The sequence below is a fragment of the Streptomyces sp. 3330 genome (genome assembly GCF_031456635.1).
In the GTDB taxonomy this organism is placed as follows: Bacteria; Actinomycetota; Actinomycetes; order Streptomycetales; family Streptomycetaceae; genus Streptomyces.
In genome coordinates this window covers 281,897-303,894 of sequence record NZ_JAVDVA010000008.1, presented here as the reverse complement: position 1 = coordinate 303,894, position 21,998 = coordinate 281,897, and the positions used below count along the sequence as shown (strand labels likewise).

Here is a 21,998-nt window from a genome sequence, read left to right as displayed (position 1 = left end):
CGCTCCCGGCGACTTACCCTGGACGGGTGCCAAAGACGAACAAGGCGAAGACGGACAAATCGGCCGACGGTTCTTCGCGGGCGAAGCCGGTGAAGCCATCGAAGAAGTCGAACAAGGCCCAGGCGGCGGCAGCGAACGCCCGGGCCGCGGACGAGAAGGGTCTCGATTTCGCGCGCGCGTGGGTGGAGTTCCCCGACCCGGCGGACGACGAACAGGTCTTCCGGTGTGACCTGACCTGGCTCACCTCTCGTTGGAACTGCATCTTCGGCAGCGGCTGCCAGGGCATCCAGCCGGGCCGCGCGGCCGACGGCTGCTGCACCCTGGGCGCCCACTTCTCCGACGAGGACGACGAGAAGCGCGTCGCCGGGCATGTCGCGCGGCTCACGCCGGACATCTGGCAGCACCACGACGAGGGCGTCCGCGACGGCTGGGTCTCGGAGGACGACGAGGGCTCCCGCCAGACGCGTCCGTTCGAAGGCTCGTGCATCTTCCAGAACCGCCCCGGCTTCGCGGGCGGCGCGGGCTGCTCGCTGCACATCCTGGCGCTCAAGGAGGGCCGCGAGCCGCTGGAGACCAAGCCGGACGTCTGCTGGCAGCTGCCGGTGCGCCGGACGTACGACTGGATCGACCGGCCCGACGACACCCGCGTGCTCCAGGTGTCGATCGGTGAGTACGACCGCCGCGGCTGGGGGCCGGGCGGCCATGACCTGCACTGGTGGTGCACGTCCGCGACCTCGGCACACGGCGCGGGCGACCCGGTGTACGTCTCCTACCGCCCGGAGCTGACCGAGCTGATGGGCAAGGCCGGCTACGACCGCCTGGTCGAGCTGTGCGAGCAGCGCCTCGCCTCGCAGCTCCCGCTGCTGGCGCCGCACCCGGCGGACCCGGACCCGTCCAGCGCACCCGGCTGAGGCCGACGGCTGAGGGCTGAGGCCGACGGCTGACGTCTGACCGCTGACCGCGGACGGCTGAGGCCGGCCCGGGCCCGGGACTCCTCAGGCGGGTTCCACGGCCCCTCAGTCACGGGTTCCCCGGCCCGGTGGGCGGGCGTGGGCGGGCCGGGTTCCGGCCCGCCGGCCGTGGGCGCTCCGCGGACGCTTCCTACGAGGTCGACGGGCTCGGGGGGTCGCTGTCGTCGGACGGCGGGGGCGACCCCTCCGAGGCGGTCGGGGACGGGTCGCCCGGGGTCGGCTCCGGGTCCGGCGAGGACGGCGGATCGGTCGGCGTGGGATCCGGGGAGGACGGCGCCGTGGGCGTGGGATCCGGACCGGACGACGAGGGCGGGCCGCCGGGGCCTCCCGGGCCGGGGCCGTTGCCCGGGTCCGAGGGGCCGGGCGCGGCACCATGGCCCTCGATGGACACGACGGCGCCCGCCGGAGCGACGGCCACGCGCGCGTGCCACTGCCCGGAGGGCTCGCGCAGATGATCGACGTAGACCTTGATCGTCACCGACTCGCCGGGCTTCAGCGTGCCCGTGGAGCGGCTCAGGTAGAGCCATGAGGCCGCGGTGGTCGCCGACCAGCGGACCGGCCCGTCGGCGTCGGCGGCCGCGGTGAGGGTGATGAGGGTGGTGTCGCCGCTGTTGGCGGCCTTCACGGAGAGCTCGCCGGCGGCGGCCCTGCCGAGCCCCGTGACGCTGATGACCTCCACCGAGACATCCGGTCCGCCGCCCTCGGGGAGGTCGGTGCCGGGGCGGATGCTGGCGTTTCCCGCGTTCTCGTAGCCGCCGACCGTCTCGCCGTCGAGGCTGTCGGAGCCGTGCGCCTCGCTGGCGCTGGCCGAGCGGCCCTCGGCGCCCTCCCCCGTCGGGGTGCCCCGGTAGGCCGCCCACAGGGCGAGCACGGGAGCGGCGACGACGGTGGCGACGACGGTGGTGGTGACGGCACGCGCGCGGAGCCGCTCCCGGCGGGCGGCGCGGTCCTTGGGGTCCATGGGGAAGCCCCGCCGGTCGTAGCGCGGCGCGGCGGCGCCTCGCGCGCGCGGGAGGTGGCCCATGGCCACGCGCAGTTCCGCACGGGGCGCCGGGAGGACGGGCAGTTCGGCGGGGGTGACACCGGCGCCGGGCCAGCGGCCGGGGACGGCGCGTTCGGCGGTCCGGCGGCAGCGCGGGCAGTCGTCGACGTGCCGGACGAGTTCGCGGCGCAGGGCGGCGCTGAGCACGAGCCGGCTCTCGCCGGTGAGACGGCTCACGCCGGGACAGCCGCCGGTCTCGACGACGGCGAGCGCCGCGCGCGTGCGCTCGACCTCGCAGGCGGCGGAGGCGAGCAGTTCGCGGGCGGCGGCCAGGTCCTTGCCGAGGACGGCGGCGACCTCGTGGGGGGCGAGGTGGTGGCGTACGGCGAGTTCCAGCGCCTCGCGCTGTTCCGGGGTGGTGCCGGCGGCCTCCGGCCAGGCGAGCTGGGTCAGCTCACGCCGCCGACGCTCCCCGGCCTCGTCGGAGGCGGGCGCGCCCGCCGACGGCGGGGTGTTCGGGGCCGGCGGGGCGGTCGTTGCGGGCGGGGCGGTCGCGGGCTTCGCGCCCGGCTCCCGGTGGGCGCCGTGGCGGGCCCCCGCGTGCGCTCCCTGACCTTTCTGCTTGGCCTGGCGTTTCTGCTTGGCCTCGGTGAGTTTGCGCAGGCACGCCCAGCGGGCCAGCGCGTACAGCCAGGCCCGGCGGTCGCCCGCCGCTCCGGGGCCACGCTGGCCGCGCCGCTCGGCGAACGCGAGGACGTCGCCGAGCGCGGCGGTGGCCGCTTCGTGGTCGCACAGGACGGACAGACAGTAGGTGAACAGGCCGTCCAGATAGGGCTCGTAGTGCGCGGGCGGCCGCTGCGCGAGCGTGCGCGCCGCAGCGCCGTCGCGCATCTCCCGGTGCGCCCGGTGCGCGCCGGTCGTGCGGGTCGAGGTTTCCGGGCTGCTGCTCATCACCCGTGCGACCGTAGGCGGCGCGGAACCAGGTCTTCTTGTCCCTTGAGTCCTTTTAATCCGTACGGGTGAAACGATCCCTCATAAGGGGACAGGGAAGGGGGGTCGCATGGCTCGTTCGTGATGGGCCGTGGCCAAAACACAAGGGGTGTCCGGCCTCTCGCGGCGCGCACGGGCCCGCGTGGGGGTGCCGAAGAGGCACCCGGGAGGGCGCCCGGCGGGGCCCGTCGTCCACAGGCGCGTCCGGCTGTCGGTGGCGGCGGCTACGGTTTCTCCCATGGCTGCCCGTACGAAGACCACCAAGGACCGTCCGTCCTACCGCTGCACGGAGTGCGGCTGGCAGACGGCCAAGTGGCTCGGCCGCTGCCCCGAGTGCCAGGCCTGGGGGACGGTCGAGGAATACGGCACGCCCGCGGTCCGTACGACCACTCCGGGGCGCGTCACCACGTCCGCCCTGCCCATCGGCCAGGTCGACGGCCGGACGGCCACCGCCCGCCCCACCGGCGTGCCCGAGCTGGACCGCGTCCTCGGCGGCGGCCTCGTACCGGGCGCGGTCGTCCTGCTGGCCGGCGAGCCGGGCGTCGGCAAGTCGACCCTCCTGCTGGACGTGGCGGCGAAGTCGGCGAGCGACGAACACCGCACGCTGTACGTGACCGGCGAGGAATCGGCCTCCCAGGTCCGCATGCGCGCCGACCGCATCGGCGCCATCGACGACCATCTGTATCTGGCCGCCGAGACCGATCTGGCGGCCGTCCTGGGTCACTTGGACGCGGTGAAGCCGTCGTTGCTGATCATGGACTCCGTGCAGACCGTGGCCTCGCCGGAGATCGACGGAGCGCCCGGCGGCATGGCCCAGGTCCGCGAGGTCGCCGGCGCCCTGATCCGCGCCTCCAAGGAACGCGGCATGTCCACGCTCCTGGTGGGCCATGTCACGAAGGACGGCGCGATCGCCGGCCCCCGCCTCCTCGAACACCTCGTGGACGTCGTGCTGAGCTTCGAGGGAGACCGCCACGCGCGCCTGCGCCTGGTGCGGGGCGTCAAGAACCGCTACGGCGCCACCGACGAGGTCGGCTGCTTCGAACTGCACGACGAGGGCATCACGGGCCTCGCCGACCCGAGCGGACTCTTCCTGACCCGACGTGACGAACCGGTTCCGGGCACCTGCCTGACGGTCACCCTGGAGGGCCGCCGGCCCCTGGTCGCCGAGGTGCAGGCGCTCACCGTCGACTCGCAGATCCCCTCGCCCCGCCGCACGACGTCCGGCCTGGAGACCTCCCGGGTCTCGATGATGCTGGCCGTCCTGGAGCAGCGCGGCAAGATCAGCGCCCTGGGCAAGCGGGACATCTACTCGGCGACGGTCGGCGGGGTGAAGCTCTCGGAGCCCGCCGCCGACCTGGCGATCGCCCTCGCCCTGGCCTCCGCCGCGAGCGACACCCCGCTGCCCAAGAACCTGGTCGCGATCGGCGAAGTCGGCCTCGCGGGCGAGGTCAGACGGGTCACGGGCGTCCAGCGCAGGCTCTCGGAGGCACACCGTCTGGGCTTCACGCACGCGCTCGTGCCGGGGGATCCCGGCAAGATCCCCGCGGGCATGAAGGTCCTGGAAGTCGCGGACATAGGGGACGCCCTGCGGGTCCTGCCGCGCTCCCGTAGGCGAGACGCCCCACGGGAGACGGAGGAGCGCCGGTAGACTTTGCCCTGGTCTCGCCCGTCCGTACGAAACGAGTGCGCGAAACGGGAGCGTCCCAGACCTGTGACCGGAGGAGTGCAGTGGCAGCCAACGACCGGGCGGCAGCTCCCGGAAAGTCCGGTGGGAGTTCCGGTGCCGACGGCCTGATGCGTGCCGCGCTGAGCGCGGTGGCTCCCGGCACGGCCCTGCGCGACGGCCTGGAGCGGATCCTTCGCGGCAACACCGGCGGACTCATCGTGCTGGGCTCCGACAAGACGGTCGAGGCGATGTGCACGGGCGGATTCGTCCTGGACGTGGAGTTCGCGGCCACCCGCCTGCGTGAGCTGTGCAAGCTCGACGGCGGCATCGTGGTCTCCTCCGACCTGTCGAAGATCCTCAGGGCCGGCGTCCAGCTGGTGCCGGACCCCACGATCCCCACCGAGGAGACGGGCACCCGGCACCGCACGGCGGACCGGGTCAGCAAGCAGGTCGGCTTCCCGATCGTCTCGGTCTCCCAGTCCATGCGGCTGATCGCCCTGTACGTCGACGGCCAGCGCCGGGTCCTGGAGGACTCTGCGGCGATCCTGTCCCGCGCGAACCAGGCCCTGGCGACCCTGGAGCGTTACAAGCTCCGCCTGGACGAGGTCGCGGGAACGTTGTCAGCGCTGGAGATCGAGGACCTGGTGACGGTCCGGGACGTCTCCGCGGTGGCCCAGCGTCTGGAGATGGTGCGCCGCATCGCCACCGAGATCGCCGAGTACGTGGTCGAACTGGGCACGGACGGCCGTCTGCTCGCCCTCCAGCTCGACGAGCTGATCGCCGGTGTGGAGCCGGAGCGCGAGCTGGTGGTCCGGGACTACGTGCCCGAGCCCACCGCCAAGCGGTCCCGCACGGTCGACGAGGCGCTGTACGAGCTGGACGCCCTGAGCCACGCCGAGCTCCTCGAAATGTCCACGGTGGCCCGGGCGTTGGGCTACACCGGCTCCCCCGAGGCGCTCGACTCGGCTGTCTCGCCCCGCGGCTTCCGCCTGCTGGCGAAGGTGCCGCGGCTGCCCGGCGCCATCATCGACCGGCTGGTCGAGCACTTCGGCGGCCTCCAGAAGCTCCTGGCCGCGAGCGTCGACGACCTCCAGACGGTGGACGGCGTGGGCGAGGCCCGGGCCCGGAGCGTCCGCGAGGGTCTGTCGCGGCTGGCGGAGTCGTCGATCCTGGAGCGGTACGTCTAGCCGACCAAGAGGTCCGGGGCCGGACCGGCGCCGACCGGGTTCGGACCGGACCCACTTCGGACCGGGCCGGGTTCGGACCGGGCCGGGTTCGGACCGGGCCGGTTCGGACCGGGCCGGGTTCGGACCGGGCCGGGTTCGGACCGGGCGTCCGGCCTAGTCGTCCTTCAGCACGAACGACGTCTGTGCCTTGGCAAACCCGGGAGCCTTCGCCTCCACCAGATACGTACCCGCTCCGGCCGTGCCCGCCGGAGGCGTCGCGCACTCGGGGGCGCTCGGCTTGCGGTTCCACTTCAGGGTGTACGTGAAGCTGTCCCCGGCCGGCACCCGGTACAGCAGGCTCCCGGCCGTCTTGGGGCAGTCGGCGGACGACCAGTACGCGTCGGCGCCGCCCGCCTGAGTGATCGTCAGCACCGCTGTCCTGGGGCCGAGATCGACCTTGCAGTCGCTCCCGGACGCGTTCTTCGCGGTCAGCCGGAACGTGGGCGTCTGGTCGGGCGAGTAGGCGTTCTGGACACTCAGCAGGGTCAACGTGACCGATCCGGGCGTGCAGTCGGGCAGGGTCGTGCCGGCCGGCAGGGTCGTCCCCGTACCACCGCCGTCCTCGCCGCCGCTCCCGCTGCCGTTGGCGCCGTCGTCGAGGCCCCCGGCACCCGAGCCGCCGTCCGAACCACCGGAGCCGGCGCCGCCGTCCGAGCCGGAGCCCGACCCGGAGCCGGACCCGCTGGACGTGCCGTCGCCCGACTCGTCGCGGCCGCCGGGGTTCTGGCTGATCGCGGGCCCCGATCCGGACGGCCCCGGCGTGATGGAGGAGGCCGGATTCTTGCCCCCGCCGCCGTCGGCGCCGTTCTTCTTGCCGCCCCCGCCCGAGGTCACCACCCACAAGGTCAGCAGCGCCAACAGGGCGAACACGGACAGCAGTACGACCCTCCGTCGCCAGTAGATGGAGGAGGGAAGCGGCCCGACCGGATTGCGCAGAGATCCCACGGCGCAAACTGTACGAGAGATCGACCGCTCAGCCGGCCCCACCCGCCGCCAGGAACACAACTTTTCCGGATCATCATCCCGGAAGCCGGTTCCCCCGCACCCGACTTCGGTCCGCGCGGCCACCTCTCCTTGACGATCGCACCCGTTGCACCTCTGGCCACGGCCTCGATCACGCGCGGGGCGCGCGCCCGTGCCGCGCCCCCGGGGCCCCTCCCGGCCGAGTGGCGGTACGCGCGCGTGCCCCGGTCGGCATGGCAGGATCGAAGGGTCATGACTGCGCCCACGAAGCCCCCGCACCGCTCCCCCGCCCGCTCCGACGCCGACGCCCCCGCGGCGGACCTGCACGCGCCGGTGATCGACTGGTTCGACGAGAACGCCCGCGACCTGCCCTGGCGGCGCCCCGAGGCAGGCGCATGGGGCGTGATGGTCAGCGAGTTCATGCTCCAGCAGACACCGGTCAATCGCGTGCTGCCGGTCTACGAGCAGTGGCTCGCCCGCTGGCCGCGCCCCGCCGACCTGGCCGCGGAGGCCCCGGGCGAGGCCGTACGCGCGTGGGGACGGCTCGGCTACCCGCGCCGCGCCCTGCGGCTGCACGGCGCGGCGGTGGCGATAACGGAACGGCACGGCGGCGACGTGCCGTCGGACCACGCGCAGCTCCTGGCGCTGCCCGGCATCGGCGAGTACACGGCCGCGGCCGTCGCCTCCTTCGCCTACGGACAGCGGCACGCCGTCCTGGACACCAACGTCCGCCGTGTCTTCGCGCGCGCGGTCACGGGTGTGCGGTATCCGCCGAACGCCACCACGTCCGCCGAGCGCAATCTGGCCCGCGCCCTGCTGCCCGACGACGAGCCGACCGCGGCACGCTGGGCCGCCGCGTCCATGGAACTCGGCGCCCTCGTCTGCACGGCGAAGAACGAGACGTGCGTGCGCTGCCCGATCGCGGCGCAGTGCGCCTGGCGGCTCGCGGGCAAGCCGGAGCACGACGGCCCGCCGCGCCGGGGTCAGACGTACGCGGGCACCGACCGGCAGGTCAGGGGCAAGCTGCTCGCCGTTCTGCGGGAGGCGCACACCCCTGTGCCGCAGGCCGCCCTCGACCGGGTCTGGCACGAGCCGGTGCAGCGCGCGCGTGCGCTGGACGGCCTCGTCGCGGACGGACTCGTGGAGCCGCTCCCGGGTGGGCTGTACCGCCTGCCGCTGACCTGACGCATGGTCATTTCACAGGCGCGCGGCTTCATCACAGCCGCCGTCGGGCTTTCGTCACGCCCGACGGCCGTGCAAATCACCCCATAGCCGGGCCAGTCGGCCTGAGTCTTTACCCCAAACTCATTTCCGTTACACAACCGACGGACAGCTGAGCGCTGGCCGCAGGCTGCCTCGGACAACGCCGTGACAACACCTCCGTAGCTTCAGTGGCGTACCCGGCAGGACCACCGGGGCCACAGACCACAGGCAGTGAACCGGCGGCGGCAGTCCGGCGGTACGGGGAATCGGAGGCGGTTGACCATGGCACAGGGCGAGGTGCTCGAGTTCGAGGAATACGTCCGCACGCGGCAGGACGCGCTGCTGCGCAGCGCCCGGCGCCTGGTTCCGGACCCGGTCGACGCACAGGACCTCCTGCAGACCGCGCTGGCCCGGACGTACGGCCGCTGGGACGGCATCGCGGACAAGCGGCTCGCGGACGCCTACCTGCGCCGGGTCATGATCAACACACGCACCGAGTGGTGGCGGGCCCGCAAGCTCGAGGAGGTGCCGACCGAGCAGCTCCCGGACGCCCGGGTGGACGACTCCACCGAGCAGCACGCCGACCGCGCGCTGCTGATGGACGCGATGAAGGTGCTCGCTCCGAAGCAGCGCAGTGTGGTGGTGCTGCGACACTGGGAACAGATGTCCACGGAGGAGACGGCCGCCGCACTCGGCATGTCGGCCGGAACGGTCAAGAGCACGCTGCACCGGGCGCTCGCCCGGCTCCGCGAGGAGCTGGAAGCCCGCGATCTGGACGCACGCGCGCTGGAGCGTGAGGAGCGGGAGCGTTGCGCGGCGGCCTGACCGAGGCCGGGCCCACACCGGCCCGAAGCACCATCCAGGCGGCGATCACGGCGATGTCCGTGCTCGCCGCCCTCGCCCTTTTCGTCTCCGCCTGCGCCACCGGCGGCACGGGCGCCCGTGACGAGGGCCCGGCGCACGCCGACGCGGTCGTGGGCGCCACCGCCTCCCCGTCCTCCGCCTCGACCGACCCGCCCGACCGGACGGAGGCGGTCCGGCTGATCAAGAACGACCCCCAGGTCTCGGCCGAGGTCAAGCGCGAGTTGCAGCCCTGCGTCGGCGACGAGTACCCGGTCGACGTGTCGTACGGCGACCTCACCGGCGGCTCCGGCGAGGACATCATCGTCAACGTGCTCACCTGCGGGGACGTCGTCGGCGTGGGCTCGTACGTGTACCGGAGGGACGAGGGCGGCTACCGGAACGTGTTCCAGGCCGAGGAGCCGCCCGTCTACGCGGAGATGGACCGGGGCGACCTGGTGGTGACCAAGCAGGTGTACGAGAAGGGCGACGCGGTCTCCGACCCGTCCGGCGAGAACGTGATCACGTACCGCTGGACCTCGGGCCGCTTCGTGAAGGAGTACAGCTGGCACAACGACTACAGCAGCGTCGTCGGCGACGCCCCGACGGTGGCGCCGGAGGCCGACTGAACCTGCTCCCTGAACCCGCTCCCGCGAGGCCGGCCGAAAAATCCTCCGGCAGCGTGAACCGATCGGGCCGCCCGTTCCGATCAATGGATGGACAGGCAGGACAGGCAAGGACCGGCGGGGGTGGACAGGGACGTGCGCGCACGGGCAGGACGGCGGGGGACGCGCGGTGACCGGGGCGCGCGATGGCCCGGCCGCACGAAGAACGAAACGAAGAGCGACACGGAGAAACGGACGGGGAGAACGGACGGGATCGCGGACAGGGATCGCGCGTGCAGTGAACGCTCGCCGCGCTCCGCGCGTCCAAGCAAGGGGCACTCCCCACAGTTCACCGACAGGTGACCCACGGAATGCAGGCGGAGCCCGTCAGACTGACGACCCGCAGGCACAAGAGACCGCATACGAGAACTGAGAGCACCGGGATGGCAGACCAGACCCACGTCCTCTTCGTCGAGGACGACGACGTCATCCGCGAGGCCACCCAGCTCGCCCTCGAACGGGACGGCTTCGTGGTCACCGCGATGCCCGACGGCCTGTCGGGCCTGGAGGCGTTCCGTGCCGACCGCCCCGACATCGCCCTGCTGGACGTCATGGTGCCCGGACTGGACGGCGTGAGCCTGTGCCGGCGCATCCGGGACGAGTCCACCGTGCCGGTGATCATGCTGTCGGCGCGGGCCGACTCCATCGACGTCGTCCTCGGCCTGGAGGCCGGCGCCGACGACTACGTGACCAAGCCCTTCGACGGTGCCGTGCTGGTCGCCCGGATCCGTGCCGTGCTGCGCCGCTTCGGTCACGCGGGCGGCAGCGACCGCGCCGAGCCCGCCGCCACGGCGGCCGGTGGTGTGCTGTCGTTCGGTGACCTGGAGATCGACACGGAGGGGATGGAGGTGCGCCGGGCCGGACAGCCGGTGGCGCTGACCCCCACCGAGATGCGCCTGCTGCTGGAGTTCTCCTCCGCTCCGGGCACGGTCCTCTCGCGCGACAAGCTGCTGGAGCGGGTGTGGGACTACGGCTGGGGCGGCGACACCCGGGTGGTCGACGTCCATGTGCAACGGCTGCGCACGAAGATCGGCCAGGACCGTATCGAGACGGTCCGCGGTTTCGGCTACAAGTTGAAGGCCTGAGCGGGGCAGGGGCGGGGGCAGGAGGATGCGGGGGATGATCCGGCAGCTGGTTCCGGCTCGCACGGCACGCGTGGGCATCCGCACGGGGCTGCGGTGGAAGCTGAGCGCGGCGATCGCGCTGGTCGGCGCGCTGGTGGCGATCGCGCTCAGCCTGGTCGTGCACAACGCCGCGCGCGTGTCCATGCTCGACAACGCGCGTGACCTCGCCGACGAGCGCGTCCAGATCGCCCAGCGCAACTACGAGCAGTCGGGGCGGCTGAAGCCCTACTTCCCCAACATCAAGATCGACGACTCCAGCCTGCCACCGGCGTTGCGGGAGAAGGTCCGGCAGGGCCGCCGGGCCACCTTCGTCTCCGACCGCAGAGGCGACGTGCCGGACATCTGGGCGGCCGTGCCGGTCAAGGACGGGCATGTGCTGTCCCTGCACACCGGCTTCACCGACCGCAGCACGGACATCCTCAACGATCTCGACCAGGCCCTGGTGATCGGCTCCATCGCGGTCGTGCTCGGCGGCAGCGCGCTCGGCGTGCTCATCGGCGGGCAGCTCTCGCGCCGGTTGCGCAAGGCGGCGGCCGCGGCCAACCAGGTCGCGAGCGGCGAGTCGGAGGTGCGGGTGCGGGACGCCATCGGCGGGGTCGTGCGGGACGAGACCGACGATCTGGCCAGCGCGGTGGACGCCATGGCGGACACGCTCCAGGAGCGGCTGGAGGCCGAGCGCCGGGTCACCGCCGACATCGCGCACGAGCTGCGCACGCCGGTGACGGGACTGCTGACGGCCGCCGAGCTGCTGCCGCCCGGCCGGCCGACCGAGCTGGTCCTGGACCGGGCGAAGGCCATGCGCACCCTGGTCGAGGACGTGCTGGAGGTGGCCCGTCTCGACGGCGCCTCGGAGCGCGCCGAACTGCAGGACATCGTGCTGGGCGAGTTCGTGGCCCGGCGGGTCGCGGCCAAGGACCCGGACGTCGAGGTGCGGGTCGTGCACGAGTCGATGGTCACGACGGACCCCCGGCGCCTGGAGCGCGTGCTGTTCAACCTGCTGGCCAACGCGGCCCGGCACGGCAAGCCGCCGATCCAGGTCACCGTCGAGGGCCGGGTCATCCGGGTGCGCGACCACGGCCCCGGCTTCCCCGAGGACCTGCTCGCCGAGGGCCCCAGCCGCTTCCGCACCGGCAGCGCCGACCGGGCCGGGCACGGACACGGCCTCGGACTCACCATCGCGGCGGGCCAGGCCCGGGTGCTCGGCGCCCGCCTGACCTTCCGCAACGTACGGCCCGCGGGGGCTCCCGAGCACATACCAGCGGAGGGCGCCGTCGCCGTCCTGTGGCTGCCCGAGCACGCGCCGACGAACACGGGGAGCTATCCGGTGATGCCGTGACGGCGGACACCGGGCGACCGGCTACCGGCGACGCGAAGTGCGGGGCGGCGGCCGAACGCGTGGTCCGCGCCACGGAGGAGCGTCTCGGCGCCTTCGGTACGGCACGGCGGTGGGTGAGGTATCGGCGGTCGGCCTCCCGTCGTCAGACTTCCTGCAGGCCAAGACGCCGTCGTAGGACTTCTCGCAGGGCCGGACGAGGGGGATGGCGCGCGCAGACCACAGGCCCCCCGGGGCGGACACCGCCGGGGGGCCTGTGGTTACGGCACTGCGCTCAGGACACTGTGCTCACGACATCCGTGCTGACGACAGCGCGGTCAGACGGCCTCGACCAGGGGCGGCTGCGTGGCCGCGCCGTCGGCCGGCTCGCCGTCCTTCTGCGGGCCCGCTCCCTTGAGCGGGACCTCCTTGACGAACACCGCCGCCACCAGCGCGATCACCGCGACGACGGCCCCCAGCAGGAACGCCGAGTGCGTGCCGGACGACACCGCGTACTGGTAGGCCTCCCGGGCCTCGGCGGGCAGCTTGGCCAGGCTGGCCGCGTCCAGTTGCGCGGAGTGCTCGGTGATCTTCGAACCCAGCGCGCCGGCCCGCTCGGACATGACGTCCTGGACCCGGTTGTTGAACAGCGCGCCCATGATCGCGACACCGAAGGAGGAGCCGAGCGTACGGAAGAGGGTCGTGGACGACGAGGCGACGCCCATGTCCTTCATCTCGACGCTGTTCTGCGCGACCAGCATCGTGATCTGCATGAGGCAGCCCATGCCGAGACCGACGACCGCCATGAACACACCGGAGGTGAGGCGGCTGGTCCCGGTGTCCATGGTGGACAGCAGGTACAGGCCGATGACCATCGCGACGCTGCCGACCAGCGGGAAGATCTTGTACTTGCCGCTGTTGGTGGTGACCCGGCCCGCCACCATCGAGGTGACCAGCATGGCGCCGAGCATCGGCAGGAGCAGCAGACCGGAGTTGGTCGCGGAGGCCCCCTGGACCGACTGCTGGTAGAGCGGCAGGAAGAGGGTGGCGCCGAACATCACGAAGCCGGTGATGAAGCCGATGATCGACATCAGGGTGAAGTTGAGGCTGCGGAAGATGTGCAGCGGCACGATCGGCTCGGCGGCCCTGGTCTGCCAGAACACGAACCCGATGAGCGAGGCGACGCCGATCCCGATGAGCTCCATGATCCGCGCGGACGACCAGGCGTACTCCGAGCCGCCCCAGGTGGTGACGAGGACGATGGAGGTGATGCCGACGGTCAGGAGGATGGCGCCCAGATAGTCGATCCGCGACTGCGAACGCTTCCTCGGCAGGTGCAGAACGGCGCTGATCAGGGCCAGCGACACCACGCCGAGCGGCAGGTTGATGTAGAAGGACCAGCGCCAGCCCCAGTTGTCGGTGATGGTGCCGCCGACCAGCGGGCCGCCGATCATCGCGAGCGCCATGACGCCGGCCATCATGCCCTGGTACTTGCCGCGCTCCCGCGGCGGGATGAGGTCGCCGATGATCGCCATGACGCCGACCATCAGACCACCGGCGCCGAGGCCCTGGATCGCGCGGAAGCCGATCAGTTCGCCCATGTTCTGGGCCATGCCGCTCAGCGCGGAGCCGATCAGGAAGATCACGATCGACGTCATGAAGGCGCCCTTGCGCCCGTACATGTCGCCGATCTTGCCCCAGATCGGAGTGGAGGCCGCGGTCGCGAGGGTGTACGCGGTCACGACCCACGAGAGGTGTTCGAGCCCGCCGAGTTCGCCGACGATCGTCGGCATCGCGGTGCCCACGATCATGTTGTCGAGCATCGCGAGCATCATTGTGATCATCAGCGCGAGCAGGACGACCCGCACGCTCCTGGGTGGTTTCTCCGCCTCGGTCTCGACCGTCTTCGTGTCCGCCATGATTGCCACTCCCCTGGGCTTCCCCCCGGTCGGCTACTTACTTGCCGCCCGGCTAGTTGACTACACTGGGAAGGTAGACCTGCAACTAGCCGGGCGTCAAGTAAGTTTCTGTCTCCGACTAGCCGGACGGCAAGTAAGTTTCCGCGGAGACGCGAGGACCACGAGAATGGACGTCACCATGGACGGCACGAAGCAGCAGCGGCGCGGGAACACCCGCCAGCGCATCCAGGACGTCGCACTCGAACTCTTCGCCGAGCAGGGCTACGAGAAGACCTCCCTCCGCGAGATCGCGGAGCGCCTGGACGTCACGAAGGCGGCCCTGTACTACCACTTCAAGACCAAGGAAGAGATCATCGTCGGCATCTTCACGGATCTGACGAAGCCGATCGAGGACCTGATCGAGTGGGGCAGGAGCCAGCCGCACACGCTGGAGACCAAGCAGGAACTCGTGCGGCGCTACAGCCAGGCCCTCTCCGAGGCGACCCCGCTGTTCCGCTTCATGCAGGAGAACCAGGCGACCGTGCGGGAGCTCCAGATCGGCGACTCGTTCAAGGACCGCATGCGGGGGCTGCGCGACATCATCATCGACCCGGACGCCCCCCTCGCCGACCAGGTCCGCTGCGTGAGCGCGATCTTCACGCTGCACGCCGGCATGTTCTTCCTGCAGGACCTCGAAGGCGACCCCGAGGACAAGCGCGCAGCCGTCCTCGAGGTCGCCATCGATCTGGTGACGCAGGCGCACCAGGGCGCCTGATCACCGAGGGGTCAGACCTTCACGCCCTTGCCGCGCAGGAAGGTGACCGGGTTGATCGCCGAACCGTAGTTGGCGGTCTTACGGATCTCGAAGTGCAGGTGCGGGCCGCTGGAGTTGCCGGTGTTGCCGGACAGGGCGATCTTCTGGCCCGTCTTGACTATCTGGCCGACCTTCACGTGGATGCGCGAGAGGTGGGCGTACTGCGAGTAGACGCCGTTGGCGTGCTTGATCACGATGGCGTTGCCATAGGCGGGGCCGTCACCGGCGCCGTTGCCACCGGCCTTGACCACGGTGCCGCCGTGCGCGGCCACGACCTTGGTGCCGCTCGGCACGGCGAAGTCCTGACCGCTGTGGGTGGACTGCCACATCGCGCCGGCCTGGGCGTAGCCGGCGGACAGCGTGTACTTCTTCACCGGGTCGACCCAGGAAGCGGACGAGGCGGCCGTCTTGGCGGCGGCGGGCGCGGCGGCGGGCGCCGCGGCAGACGCCACACCGCTCCCCAGCACGACCGAGGCGCCCAGGGCGGCGGCGCCGACGGCCACGCGAGTGCGGAGCTGGGACGTACGGGAAGAACGGAACGTGACGCGCTGGAACATCGAAGACCTCAGGGGAACGGGGACAGAGGAAACCACCCGGCGTGACCTCCGCCGTGGTGGCCATCCCTTGGTAACCCCGAGGCCCACAGACGCCCAAACGTGTGATGTACGACGGAACCTAGTACTTCACCGCAAAACTTCCCACTTCTTGACAGAGGCTCCTTTCCGGACACAAGCGACACATGCCCATGCCGGAGGCTTGAGGCGAGATCGGGGCGCTGGAGTCATTCGTCCGTTTTAGTCCGATTTACGTTACGACTACCCGGCCTAGTAGGGCTGTGATCGCCTGTGCGCCATGTCACCGGCCGCTCCCTGCAAGGGACTTCGGAATGTGACGGCGACTACTCGGCGACTACTCCCTTGCCCCGCAAGGCACTTGTGACCCCGCTCACGTCGCGTGCACGGGTCTGTGACGGGGCTCTCAGCGCCCTCTACCGTCCAGTAACCCGCTGGTTCCCCTCAGGCCACCCCCAGCGATCAGCATGCTCACGACACCGGCAGCGCAAGGACGCGAGAGGACCCCCACATGACCAGAGGCAGCTGGACGCGCCGCATCACCATGACCGCCGTCGCCACCGCAGCCGTCACGGCGATGGCCGTACCGGTCGGCGCGCAGGCCGCGACGGCCACCGGCACGTCCACCTCCACCGTCGTCGCCGCGGCCGCCGCCGCCGAGGACGTCGACTACGCCACCTGGCAGCAGGACTGCCAGGCCGTGATGAACCAGGCCCTGCCGGCGCTGAAGCAGCGCATCGCCGCCACCGAGCCGGGTGAGAAGCAGGCGATCGTCTTCGACATCGACAACACCACCCTGGAGACCGACTTCGGCTTCAGCTACCCCCAGCCGGCCAACAAGCCGGTCCTCGACGTGGCCAAGTACGCCCAGGAGCACGGCGTCTCCCTGTTCTTCGTCACCGCACGCCCGGGCATCATCTCCGGGGTGACCGACTACAACCTCAGGTACGCCGGCTACAAGGTCTCCGGTCTCTACGTCCGCGGCTTCCTCGACCTCTTCAAGGACGTCGCCGCCTACAAGACCGCCCAGCGCGTCGCCATCGAGGCCAAGGGCTACACGATCATCGCGAACATCGGCAACAGCGCCACCGACCTCTCGGGCGGCCACGCCGAGACGACGTACAAGCTGCCGGACTACAACGGCCAGCTGTCCTGACCCACCCGCGAACAGGCCTGACGCGTCCCTGAACAGGCCTGACCCACCTCTGAACAGGCCTGACGCGTCCCTGAACCCGGCCCGGCGCCGCCTGCAACGACCACTCGGGGCCCGGCGCGGACAAGACACGGTCGAGGTGCGGGCCGTCCGGCTCGCCCCCCGCCCCCCGCGAACCGGCACTACGCGCCTCGACCGCCCTGCCGTGCGAGCTCCTGAGCCCGGCCGACCGGCAGCAGAGCGCCGCCTGCCCGGCCTCTCCTGGGCGTCCAGGACGCCCAGGACGCAACTGCGCTCGACGCGCTCGACGCGCTCGACGCGCCCGAGACGCATCAGGGAGGCCACGCGGGGGCGCGGGAGCCCCGGCGTGGGACGCGCCGCAGACGCGCCGGGCCGGTGCGGATCGGCCCAAGAGGCGGCGGCGGTACAGACGCCGAAGGGCGGCCCCGGGACCATGGTCCCGGGGCCGCCCTTCGGTCGTGCCGAGGCCTACGCCTCCTTGCTCAGGTTCGGTCCGGCGCCGCCGGCCGCCTGCTCGATCGGCGGGACGTCGGGCAGAGCCGACTTCTCCTCGCCGCGGAAGGTGAAGGTCTTGGTGTCACCCTCGCCCTCGGTGTCCACGACCACGATGTGACCGGGGCGCAGCTCGCCGAAGAGGATCTTCTCCGAGAGCGTGTCCTCGATCTCGCGCTGGATGGTGCGACGCAGCGGACGCGCACCCAGCACCGGGTCGTAACCCTTCTTGGACAGCAGCTCCTTGGCGGACTGGGAGAGCTCGATGCCCATGTCCCGGTCCTTGAGGCGCTCGTCGACCTTGCCGATCATCAGGTCGACGATCCGCAGGATGTCCTCCTGCGTCAGCTGCGGGAAGACGACGACGTCGTCGACGCGGTTGAGGAACTCGGGGCGGAAGTGCTGCTTGAGCTCGTCCGAGACCTTGTTCTTCATGCGCTCGTAGTTGGACTTCTTGTCGCCCGAGGCCGCGAAGCCCAGGTTGAAGCCCTTGGAGATGTCCCGGGTGCCGAGGTTGGTCGTCATGATGATGACCGTGTTCTTGAAGTCCACGACCCGGCCCTGGGAGTCGGTCAGACGACCGTCCTCCAGGATCTGCAGCAGCGAGTTGAAGATGTCCGGGTGGGCCTTCTCGACCTCGTCGAAGAGGACGACGGAGAACGGCTTGCGGCGGACCTTCTCGGTCAGCTGGCCGCCCTCTTCGTAGCCCACGTATCCGGGGGGCGAACCGAAGAGCCGCGACACCGTGTGCTTCTCGCTGAACTCCGACATGTCGAGGGAGATCAGCGCGTCCTCGTCACCGAAGAGGAACTCGGCGAGCGCCTTGGACAGCTCTGTCTTACCGACACCGGACGGACCGGCGAAGATGAACGAACCACCGGGTCGCTTCGGGTCCTTGAGGCCCGCACGCGTACGACGGATCGCCTTCGACAGCGCCTTGACGGCGTCGACCTGGCCGATGACCCGCTTGTGGAGCTCGTCCTCCATGCGCAGCAGGCGGCTCGACTCCTCCTCGGTCAGCTTGAAGACCGGGATGCCGGTGGCGGTCGCGAGGACCTCGGCGATCAGCTCGCCGTCGACCTCGGCGACGACGTCCATGTCGCCGGCCTTCCACTCCTTCTCCCGCTTGGCCTTGGCGGCCAGGAGCTGCTTCTCCTTGTCGCGGAGGGAGGCGGCCTTCTCGAAGTCCTGCGAGTCGATCGCGGACTCCTTGTCGCGGCGGACGCCGGCGATCTTCTCGTCGAACTCGCGCAGGTCCGGCGGCGCGGTCATCCGGCGGATGCGCATCCGGGAACCGGCCTCGTCGATCAGGTCGATCGCCTTGTCCGGCAGGAAGCGGTCCGAGATGTACCGGTCGGCCAGGGTGGCGGCCTGGACCAGCGCCTCGTCGGTGATCGAGACACGGTGGTGCGCCTCGTACCGGTCACGCAGACCCTTGAGGATCTCGATCGTGTGCGGCAGGGACGGCTCCGCGACCTGGATGGGCTGGAAGCGGCGCTCGAGGGCCGCGTCCTTCTCCAGGTGCTTGCGGTACTCGTCCAGCGTGGTCGCACCGATGGTCTGGAGCTCACCGCGGGCCAGCATCGGCTTCAGGATCGAAGCGGCGTCGATGGCGCCCTCGGCGGCACCCGCACCGACCAGCGTGTGCAGCTCGTCGATGAACAGGATGATGTCGCCGCGGGTGCGGATCTCCTTGAGGACCTTCTTCAGGCGCTCCTCGAAGTCACCGCGGTAGCGGGAACCGGCGACCAGGGCGCCGAGGTCCAGGGTGTAGAGGTGCTTGTCCTTGAGGGTCTCGGGCACCTCGCCCTTGACGATGGCCTGGGCGAGGCCTTCGACGACGGCGGTCTTGCCGACGCCGGGCTCACCGATCAGGACCGGGTTGTTCTTGGTGCGGCGGGACAGCACCTGCATGACCCGCTCGATCTCCTTCTCGCGCCCGATGACCGGGTCGAGCTTGGACTCACGGGCGGCCTGGGTGAGGTTCCGGCCGAACTGGTCGAGGACCAGGGACGTCGAGGGCGTGCCCTCGGCAGGCCCGCCGGCGGTGGCGGTCTCCTTGCCCTGGTAACCGGAGAGCAGCTGGATGACCTGCTGCCGCACCCGGTTGAGATCTGCGCCCAGCTTGACGAGGACCTGGGCGGCGACGCCCTCGCCCTCGCGGATCAGGCCGAGCAGGATGTGCTCCGTGCCGATGTAGTTGTGTCCCAGCTGAAGGGCCTCGCGGAGCGACAGCTCCAGGACCTTCTTGGCACGGGGGGTGAAGGGGATGTGCCCGGACGGGGCCTGCTGGCCCTGGCCGATGATCTCCTCCACCTGCTGGCGGACCGCCTCGAGCGAAATCCCGAGGCTCTCAAGGGCCTTGGCGGCGACACCCTCACCCTCGTGGATCAGGCCCAGGAGGATGTGCTCGGTGCCGATGTAGTTGTGGTTGAGCATCCGGGCTTCTTCCTGAGCCAGGACGACAACCCGCCGCGCGCGGTCGGTGAACCTCTCGAACATCGTTAATCGCTCCTCAGAGCGGTCAGGCAGTGGGGGGAACTTCCCCTCCCTGTCCTTCCGCAGCTTAGTCCCGCAAGCGGGGACCGCTCATTCCAACTGCCGACACCGTCGATGGCCTCCTGACCCCGAACGCCGACATCTGCTCCAACCCGATGGTGCGAGACGATGTTCCCGCAGGCCAGGCAGTTACCCCAGTCGCCAGTACGCCGATGGCGAACGTGAGACGCCCTTTCCTGCGTGTCGCCCCCTCCCACTAGGGATGTCTTACCCGCTGCAACCGACAGTCCATGCCGCGCGCACCGGTCCCCTCCGCTATGGGCGAACAACGTTGCCCCGCCCGACGCCCCCGCGCGCCCTGTTCGTCGACACGGCACGCATCCGTACAAACACCCAGCGTAACCTGCGGGCCTTTTCGACGGTTTCACTTGGCATGGTTGGCTCCGTCCCGTCGGCTGTGCGCTCGGCCGCCGCCGCGATCTCCACGGTTCCCCTCCCCCGTCGGCCGCTCGAGCCGGACGCTCCGGCCGACCTGATCCGCGGCTGGTACGAGAACGAACTGGGGTGGCCGACGGTGCCCGGGGAGCCGGTACGACTTTTGGTGGGCGAGCGCTTCGACGTGCTGGACGTCCCGGCCGAGGCGGGCCTCGCGGCGCTGCGGCGACTCACGCCGGGTTTGCCGGTGGCCGTGCGGGGCGACCGGATGCGGCTGCTGGTGGCGGCGGGCGGCGCGGAGGAGGTGCCGGGGATCCTTCAGTGGCTGGAGTGGGGCGCGCTGCCACTGGATCTGACGGCGATCGGCTCGGGTGAGCTCATCGAGGCGCCCGTGCCGGCTCCCGGCGGGCGCCGGGGCCCCGATACGGACCCGGACAGCTTCGGGCCGGTGCAGGGGGCCGCCGTGTGGCTGCGGCCCCCCGTGGCAGGGCGCGAGGCCGAGGCCTCGCTGCCGACGATGTCGGCGCTGGGGGGCGTTGGGGGCGCCCCCGATCTCGTACGGCTGGTGAACACACTGGCGACGCACTGTCACCGTGTCCGACTGCGGCGCGCGAGCGCTCAGCCGTTGGCCTTCTCGTAAGCCTCGCGAATGGACGCCGGAACACGGCCGCGGTCATTGACCTCGTGACCGTTCTCCTTGGCCCACGCGCGGATCTGGGCGGTGTCCTGGCTGCCGCCGGTAGCGGCGCGCGCCTTTCCGCGTCCGCCCGAAGCGCGGCCACCGGTACGACGGCCACCCTTCACGTAGGGCTCGAGAAGTCCACGGAGCTTGTCCGCATTGGTCGTCGTGAGATCGATCTCGTACGTCTTGCCGTCCAGCGCGAACGTGACGGTCTCGTCCGCCTCGCCGCCGTCGAGGTCGTCGACAAGAAGGACCTGAACCTTCTGTGCCACCGGATTTCCTTTCATCGAAAACGTGAGGGCCGGGGGTCCGCGGCGTCCGCCGTTTAGCCGCGCCCTGTTATATGCAGTACAGCAGTACGTCGGAAAGCAAACCGCTTTTGCTGGGAAAACACAAACCCCCGGTGGGGGCCCACAGCCCGCGCTCAGCCCGGAAACATGCGCGTTTCGGACATAGGGAACCCGGGCAAGGCGGGTGGGTGTGAATGGACGTCGACGATCACAGATGCAGAAGCATCCGGCTGTTGCCCAAGGTGTTCGGTTTCACTCGTTCGAGTCCGAGGAACTCGGCGACGCCCTCGTCATAGGAACGCAGCAGCTCCGCGTACACATCGGTGTCGACCGGCGTCTCACCGATCTCCACGAAGCCGTGCTTGCTGAAGAAGTCGACTTCGAAGGTCAGGCAGAAAACGCGCCGAACCCCGAGCCAGCGCGCGGTGTGGAGCAACTTCTCCAACAACTGGTGACCGATGCCCGCGCCCTTCAGCCCGGGCTTCACCGCGAGAGTGCGGACTTCCGCCAGGTCTTCCCACATCACGTGCAGGGCGCCGCAGCCGACCACCTCGGCGTTGTCGTCGCGTTCGGCGACCCAGAACTCCTGGATGTCCTCGTAAAGCGTCACCGTCGCTTTGTCGAGCAGGATGCCGCCGCGGACGTGGGCGTCAAGGAGACGGCGCACGGCGGAGACATCGCCGGTCCGGGCCCGGCGGACGGTGATGGCTTTAGCGGTGACTTCGGGGTTCTCGGCCGAGGGACTCTCTGCTGACATGTGCGGACGCTATCGCCCGTCGGCCTCCGTCGCCGAGCCGGGGTTCTCGCCGGCACTCCCCGTACTCTCCGGACTCCCGGGAGTTGCGGGTTCGGCAGTTTCCGGACCCTGGACCATGCGTACGGCGTCGCGCAGCGCGTGCCGCTGTTCCTCGCTCATCATCCCGAAGAAGGCGACGAGAGCGGCGGCGGGGTTGTCGCTCTGCGCCCAGGCCTCGTTCATCAGGGCAGCGGCGTAGGCGGCCCGGGTCGAGACCGCCTCATATCGATAGGCCCGGCCTTCGGCTTCACGGCGTACCCAGCCCTTCTGATGGAGATTGTCCAAAACGGTCATCACGGTGGTGTACGCGATGGACCGTTCCTGCTGAAGGTCTTCCAGGACTTCTCGAACGGTCACCGGGCGGTTCCACTTCCACACCCGCGTCATCACCGCGTCTTCGAGTT

Annotated in this window: 19 protein-coding genes; 11 read left to right on the top strand and 8 right to left on the bottom strand. The window is 70.8% G+C overall.

Features of this window, described 5'->3' with window-relative positions:
* Positions 1-26 precede the first annotated feature (26 nt).
* Positions 27-911, top strand: coding sequence for a hypothetical protein (locus J2X68_RS16720; protein WP_399040113.1), 885 nt, complete (start codon positions 27-29; stop codon positions 909-911).
* A gap of 190 nt (positions 912-1,101) precedes the next feature.
* Here the strand turns inward: J2X68_RS16720 and J2X68_RS16715 are convergent, their stop codons facing one another.
* Positions 1,102-2,904 carry a BACON domain-containing protein gene (locus J2X68_RS16715; RefSeq protein ID WP_310433323.1) on the bottom strand — a complete coding sequence of 601 codons (1,803 nt, stop codon included), beginning with the start codon at positions 2,902-2,904 and terminating at the stop codon, positions 1,102-1,104.
* Positions 2,905-3,181: 277 nt separating this feature from the next.
* Between J2X68_RS16715 and radA the strand changes: the two genes are divergently transcribed.
* Both radA and disA read left to right on the top strand, forming a co-directional pair.
* Positions 3,182-4,591, top strand: a complete 1,410-nt coding sequence (radA, locus tag J2X68_RS16710) for a DNA repair protein RadA (RefSeq protein ID WP_310433322.1) — start codon at positions 3,182-3,184, stop codon at positions 4,589-4,591.
* Positions 4,592-4,671: 80 nt separating this feature from the next.
* Positions 4,672-5,796 (top strand): DNA integrity scanning diadenylate cyclase DisA, encoded by a 1,125-nt coding sequence (gene disA, locus J2X68_RS16705; RefSeq protein ID WP_310433321.1) that lies wholly within the window; start codon positions 4,672-4,674, stop codon positions 5,794-5,796.
* A 153-nt stretch (positions 5,797-5,949) separates the two neighbouring features.
* Here the strand turns inward: disA and J2X68_RS16700 are convergent, their stop codons facing one another.
* Complete coding sequence (locus tag J2X68_RS16700) at positions 5,950-6,780, bottom strand: hypothetical protein (protein WP_310433320.1); 831 nt, start codon at positions 6,778-6,780, stop codon at positions 5,950-5,952.
* A 270-nt stretch (positions 6,781-7,050) separates the two neighbouring features.
* Between J2X68_RS16700 and J2X68_RS16695 the strand changes: the two genes are divergently transcribed.
* From J2X68_RS16695 to cseC, 5 genes are all read left to right on the top strand, one after another.
* Positions 7,051-7,983 carry an A/G-specific adenine glycosylase gene (locus J2X68_RS16695; protein WP_310433319.1) on the top strand — a complete coding sequence of 311 codons (933 nt, stop codon included), beginning with the start codon at positions 7,051-7,053 and terminating at the stop codon, positions 7,981-7,983.
* A gap of 300 nt (positions 7,984-8,283) precedes the next feature.
* Entirely contained in the window at positions 8,284-8,826 is a 543-nt protein-coding gene (locus tag J2X68_RS16690) for a SigE family RNA polymerase sigma factor (RefSeq protein ID WP_020132466.1), read from the top strand.
* On the top strand, positions 8,811-9,470 hold the full coding sequence (locus J2X68_RS16685; protein WP_310433318.1) for a hypothetical protein: 660 nt from the start codon (positions 8,811-8,813) through the stop codon (positions 9,468-9,470). The genes J2X68_RS16690 and J2X68_RS16685 overlap by 16 nt, the downstream gene beginning before the upstream one ends.
* A 419-nt stretch (positions 9,471-9,889) precedes the next feature.
* A complete protein-coding gene (gene cseB / locus J2X68_RS16680) occupies positions 9,890-10,591 on the top strand; it encodes a two-component system response regulator CseB (protein WP_310433317.1) in 702 nt (233 codons plus the stop codon).
* A gap of 34 nt (positions 10,592-10,625) precedes the next feature.
* Positions 10,626-11,966 carry a two-component system sensor histidine kinase CseC gene (cseC, locus tag J2X68_RS16675; RefSeq protein ID WP_399040109.1) on the top strand — a complete coding sequence of 447 codons (1,341 nt, stop codon included), beginning with the start codon at positions 10,626-10,628 and terminating at the stop codon, positions 11,964-11,966.
* Between the two features lie 314 nt (positions 11,967-12,280).
* Here cseC and J2X68_RS16670 read toward each other — a convergent pair whose 3' ends face one another.
* Entirely contained in the window at positions 12,281-13,861 is a 1,581-nt protein-coding gene (locus tag J2X68_RS16670; RefSeq protein WP_310433315.1) for an MDR family MFS transporter, read from the bottom strand.
* 166 nt (positions 13,862-14,027) lie between these two features.
* On the opposite strand from J2X68_RS16670, the gene J2X68_RS16665 reads away from it, so the two are divergent.
* Positions 14,028-14,615 (top strand): TetR/AcrR family transcriptional regulator, encoded by a 588-nt coding sequence (locus J2X68_RS16665; protein ID WP_310433314.1) that lies wholly within the window; start codon positions 14,028-14,030, stop codon positions 14,613-14,615.
* Positions 14,616-14,626: 11 nt separating this feature from the next.
* Here the strand turns inward: J2X68_RS16665 and J2X68_RS16660 are convergent, their stop codons facing one another.
* Positions 14,627-15,211 (bottom strand): M23 family metallopeptidase, encoded by a 585-nt coding sequence (locus J2X68_RS16660; RefSeq protein WP_310433313.1) that lies wholly within the window; start codon positions 15,209-15,211, stop codon positions 14,627-14,629.
* A 526-nt stretch (positions 15,212-15,737) separates the two neighbouring features.
* Between J2X68_RS16660 and J2X68_RS16655 the strand changes: the two genes are divergently transcribed.
* On the top strand, positions 15,738-16,382 hold the full coding sequence (locus tag J2X68_RS16655; protein ID WP_310433312.1) for an HAD family acid phosphatase: 645 nt from the start codon (positions 15,738-15,740) through the stop codon (positions 16,380-16,382).
* Positions 16,383-16,868: 486 nt separating this feature from the next.
* Here the strand turns inward: J2X68_RS16655 and J2X68_RS16650 are convergent, their stop codons facing one another.
* Entirely contained in the window at positions 16,869-19,394 is a 2,526-nt protein-coding gene (locus tag J2X68_RS16650) for an ATP-dependent Clp protease ATP-binding subunit (RefSeq protein WP_310433311.1), read from the bottom strand.
* Positions 19,395-19,824: 430 nt separating this feature from the next.
* On the opposite strand from J2X68_RS16650, the gene J2X68_RS16645 reads away from it, so the two are divergent.
* Positions 19,825-20,466: an SCO3374 family protein gene (locus J2X68_RS16645; RefSeq protein ID WP_310433310.1), complete on the top strand. Its 642-nt coding sequence runs from the start codon at positions 19,825-19,827 to the stop codon at positions 20,464-20,466.
* Here the strand turns inward: J2X68_RS16645 and J2X68_RS16640 are convergent.
* The 3 genes from J2X68_RS16640 to J2X68_RS16630 form a co-directional block, all read right to left on the bottom strand.
* The gene (locus J2X68_RS16640) at positions 20,445-20,780 is read right to left on the bottom strand and encodes an Lsr2 family protein (protein ID WP_020132476.1); all 336 of its coding nucleotides are present in this window, start codon (positions 20,778-20,780) and stop codon (positions 20,445-20,447) included. The two genes, J2X68_RS16645 and J2X68_RS16640, sit on opposite strands and share 22 nt — an antisense overlap.
* A gap of 226 nt (positions 20,781-21,006) precedes the next feature.
* The gene (locus tag J2X68_RS16635) at positions 21,007-21,555 is read right to left on the bottom strand and encodes an amino-acid N-acetyltransferase (RefSeq protein ID WP_310433309.1); all 549 of its coding nucleotides are present in this window, start codon (positions 21,553-21,555) and stop codon (positions 21,007-21,009) included.
* Positions 21,556-21,564: 9 nt separating this feature from the next.
* On the bottom strand, positions 21,565-21,981 hold the full coding sequence (locus tag J2X68_RS16630; RefSeq protein ID WP_399040126.1) for a BlaI/MecI/CopY family transcriptional regulator: 417 nt from the start codon (positions 21,979-21,981) through the stop codon (positions 21,565-21,567).
* Between the last annotated feature and the right edge of the window lie 17 nt (positions 21,982-21,998).

What these genes read in the sequence shown, in the direction of transcription:
- J2X68_RS16655 (WP_310433312.1), top strand. Translation starts at nt 15,738, where the DNA reads ATGACCAGAGGCAGCTGGACGCGCCGCATCACCATGACCGCCGTCGCC.
- J2X68_RS16690 (WP_020132466.1), top strand. Translation starts at nt 8,284, where the DNA reads ATGGCACAGGGCGAGGTGCTCGAGTTCGAGGAATACGTCCGCACGCGG.
- J2X68_RS16630 (WP_399040126.1), bottom strand. Translation starts at nt 21,981, where the DNA reads ATGACGCGGGTGTGGAAGTGGAACCGCCCGGTGACCGTTCGAGAAGTC.
- J2X68_RS16635 (WP_310433309.1), bottom strand. Translation starts at nt 21,555, where the DNA reads ATGTCAGCAGAGAGTCCCTCGGCCGAGAACCCCGAAGTCACCGCTAAA.
- J2X68_RS16695 (WP_310433319.1), top strand. Translation starts at nt 7,051, where the DNA reads ATGACTGCGCCCACGAAGCCCCCGCACCGCTCCCCCGCCCGCTCCGAC.
- cseC (WP_399040109.1), top strand. Translation starts at nt 10,626, where the DNA reads ATGATCCGGCAGCTGGTTCCGGCTCGCACGGCACGCGTGGGCATCCGC.
- cseB (WP_310433317.1), top strand. Translation starts at nt 9,890, where the DNA reads ATGGCAGACCAGACCCACGTCCTCTTCGTCGAGGACGACGACGTCATC.
- J2X68_RS16715 (WP_310433323.1), bottom strand. Translation starts at nt 2,904, where the DNA reads ATGAGCAGCAGCCCGGAAACCTCGACCCGCACGACCGGCGCGCACCGG.
- J2X68_RS16670 (WP_310433315.1), bottom strand. Translation starts at nt 13,861, where the DNA reads ATGGCGGACACGAAGACGGTCGAGACCGAGGCGGAGAAACCACCCAGG.
- radA (WP_310433322.1), top strand. Translation starts at nt 3,182, where the DNA reads ATGGCTGCCCGTACGAAGACCACCAAGGACCGTCCGTCCTACCGCTGC.
- J2X68_RS16650 (WP_310433311.1), bottom strand. Translation starts at nt 19,394, where the DNA reads ATGTTCGAGAGGTTCACCGACCGCGCGCGGCGGGTTGTCGTCCTGGCT.
- J2X68_RS16665 (WP_310433314.1), top strand. Translation starts at nt 14,028, where the DNA reads ATGGACGTCACCATGGACGGCACGAAGCAGCAGCGGCGCGGGAACACC.
- J2X68_RS16660 (WP_310433313.1), bottom strand. Translation starts at nt 15,211, where the DNA reads ATGTTCCAGCGCGTCACGTTCCGTTCTTCCCGTACGTCCCAGCTCCGC.
- J2X68_RS16645 (WP_310433310.1), top strand. Translation starts at nt 19,825, where the DNA reads ATGGTTGGCTCCGTCCCGTCGGCTGTGCGCTCGGCCGCCGCCGCGATC.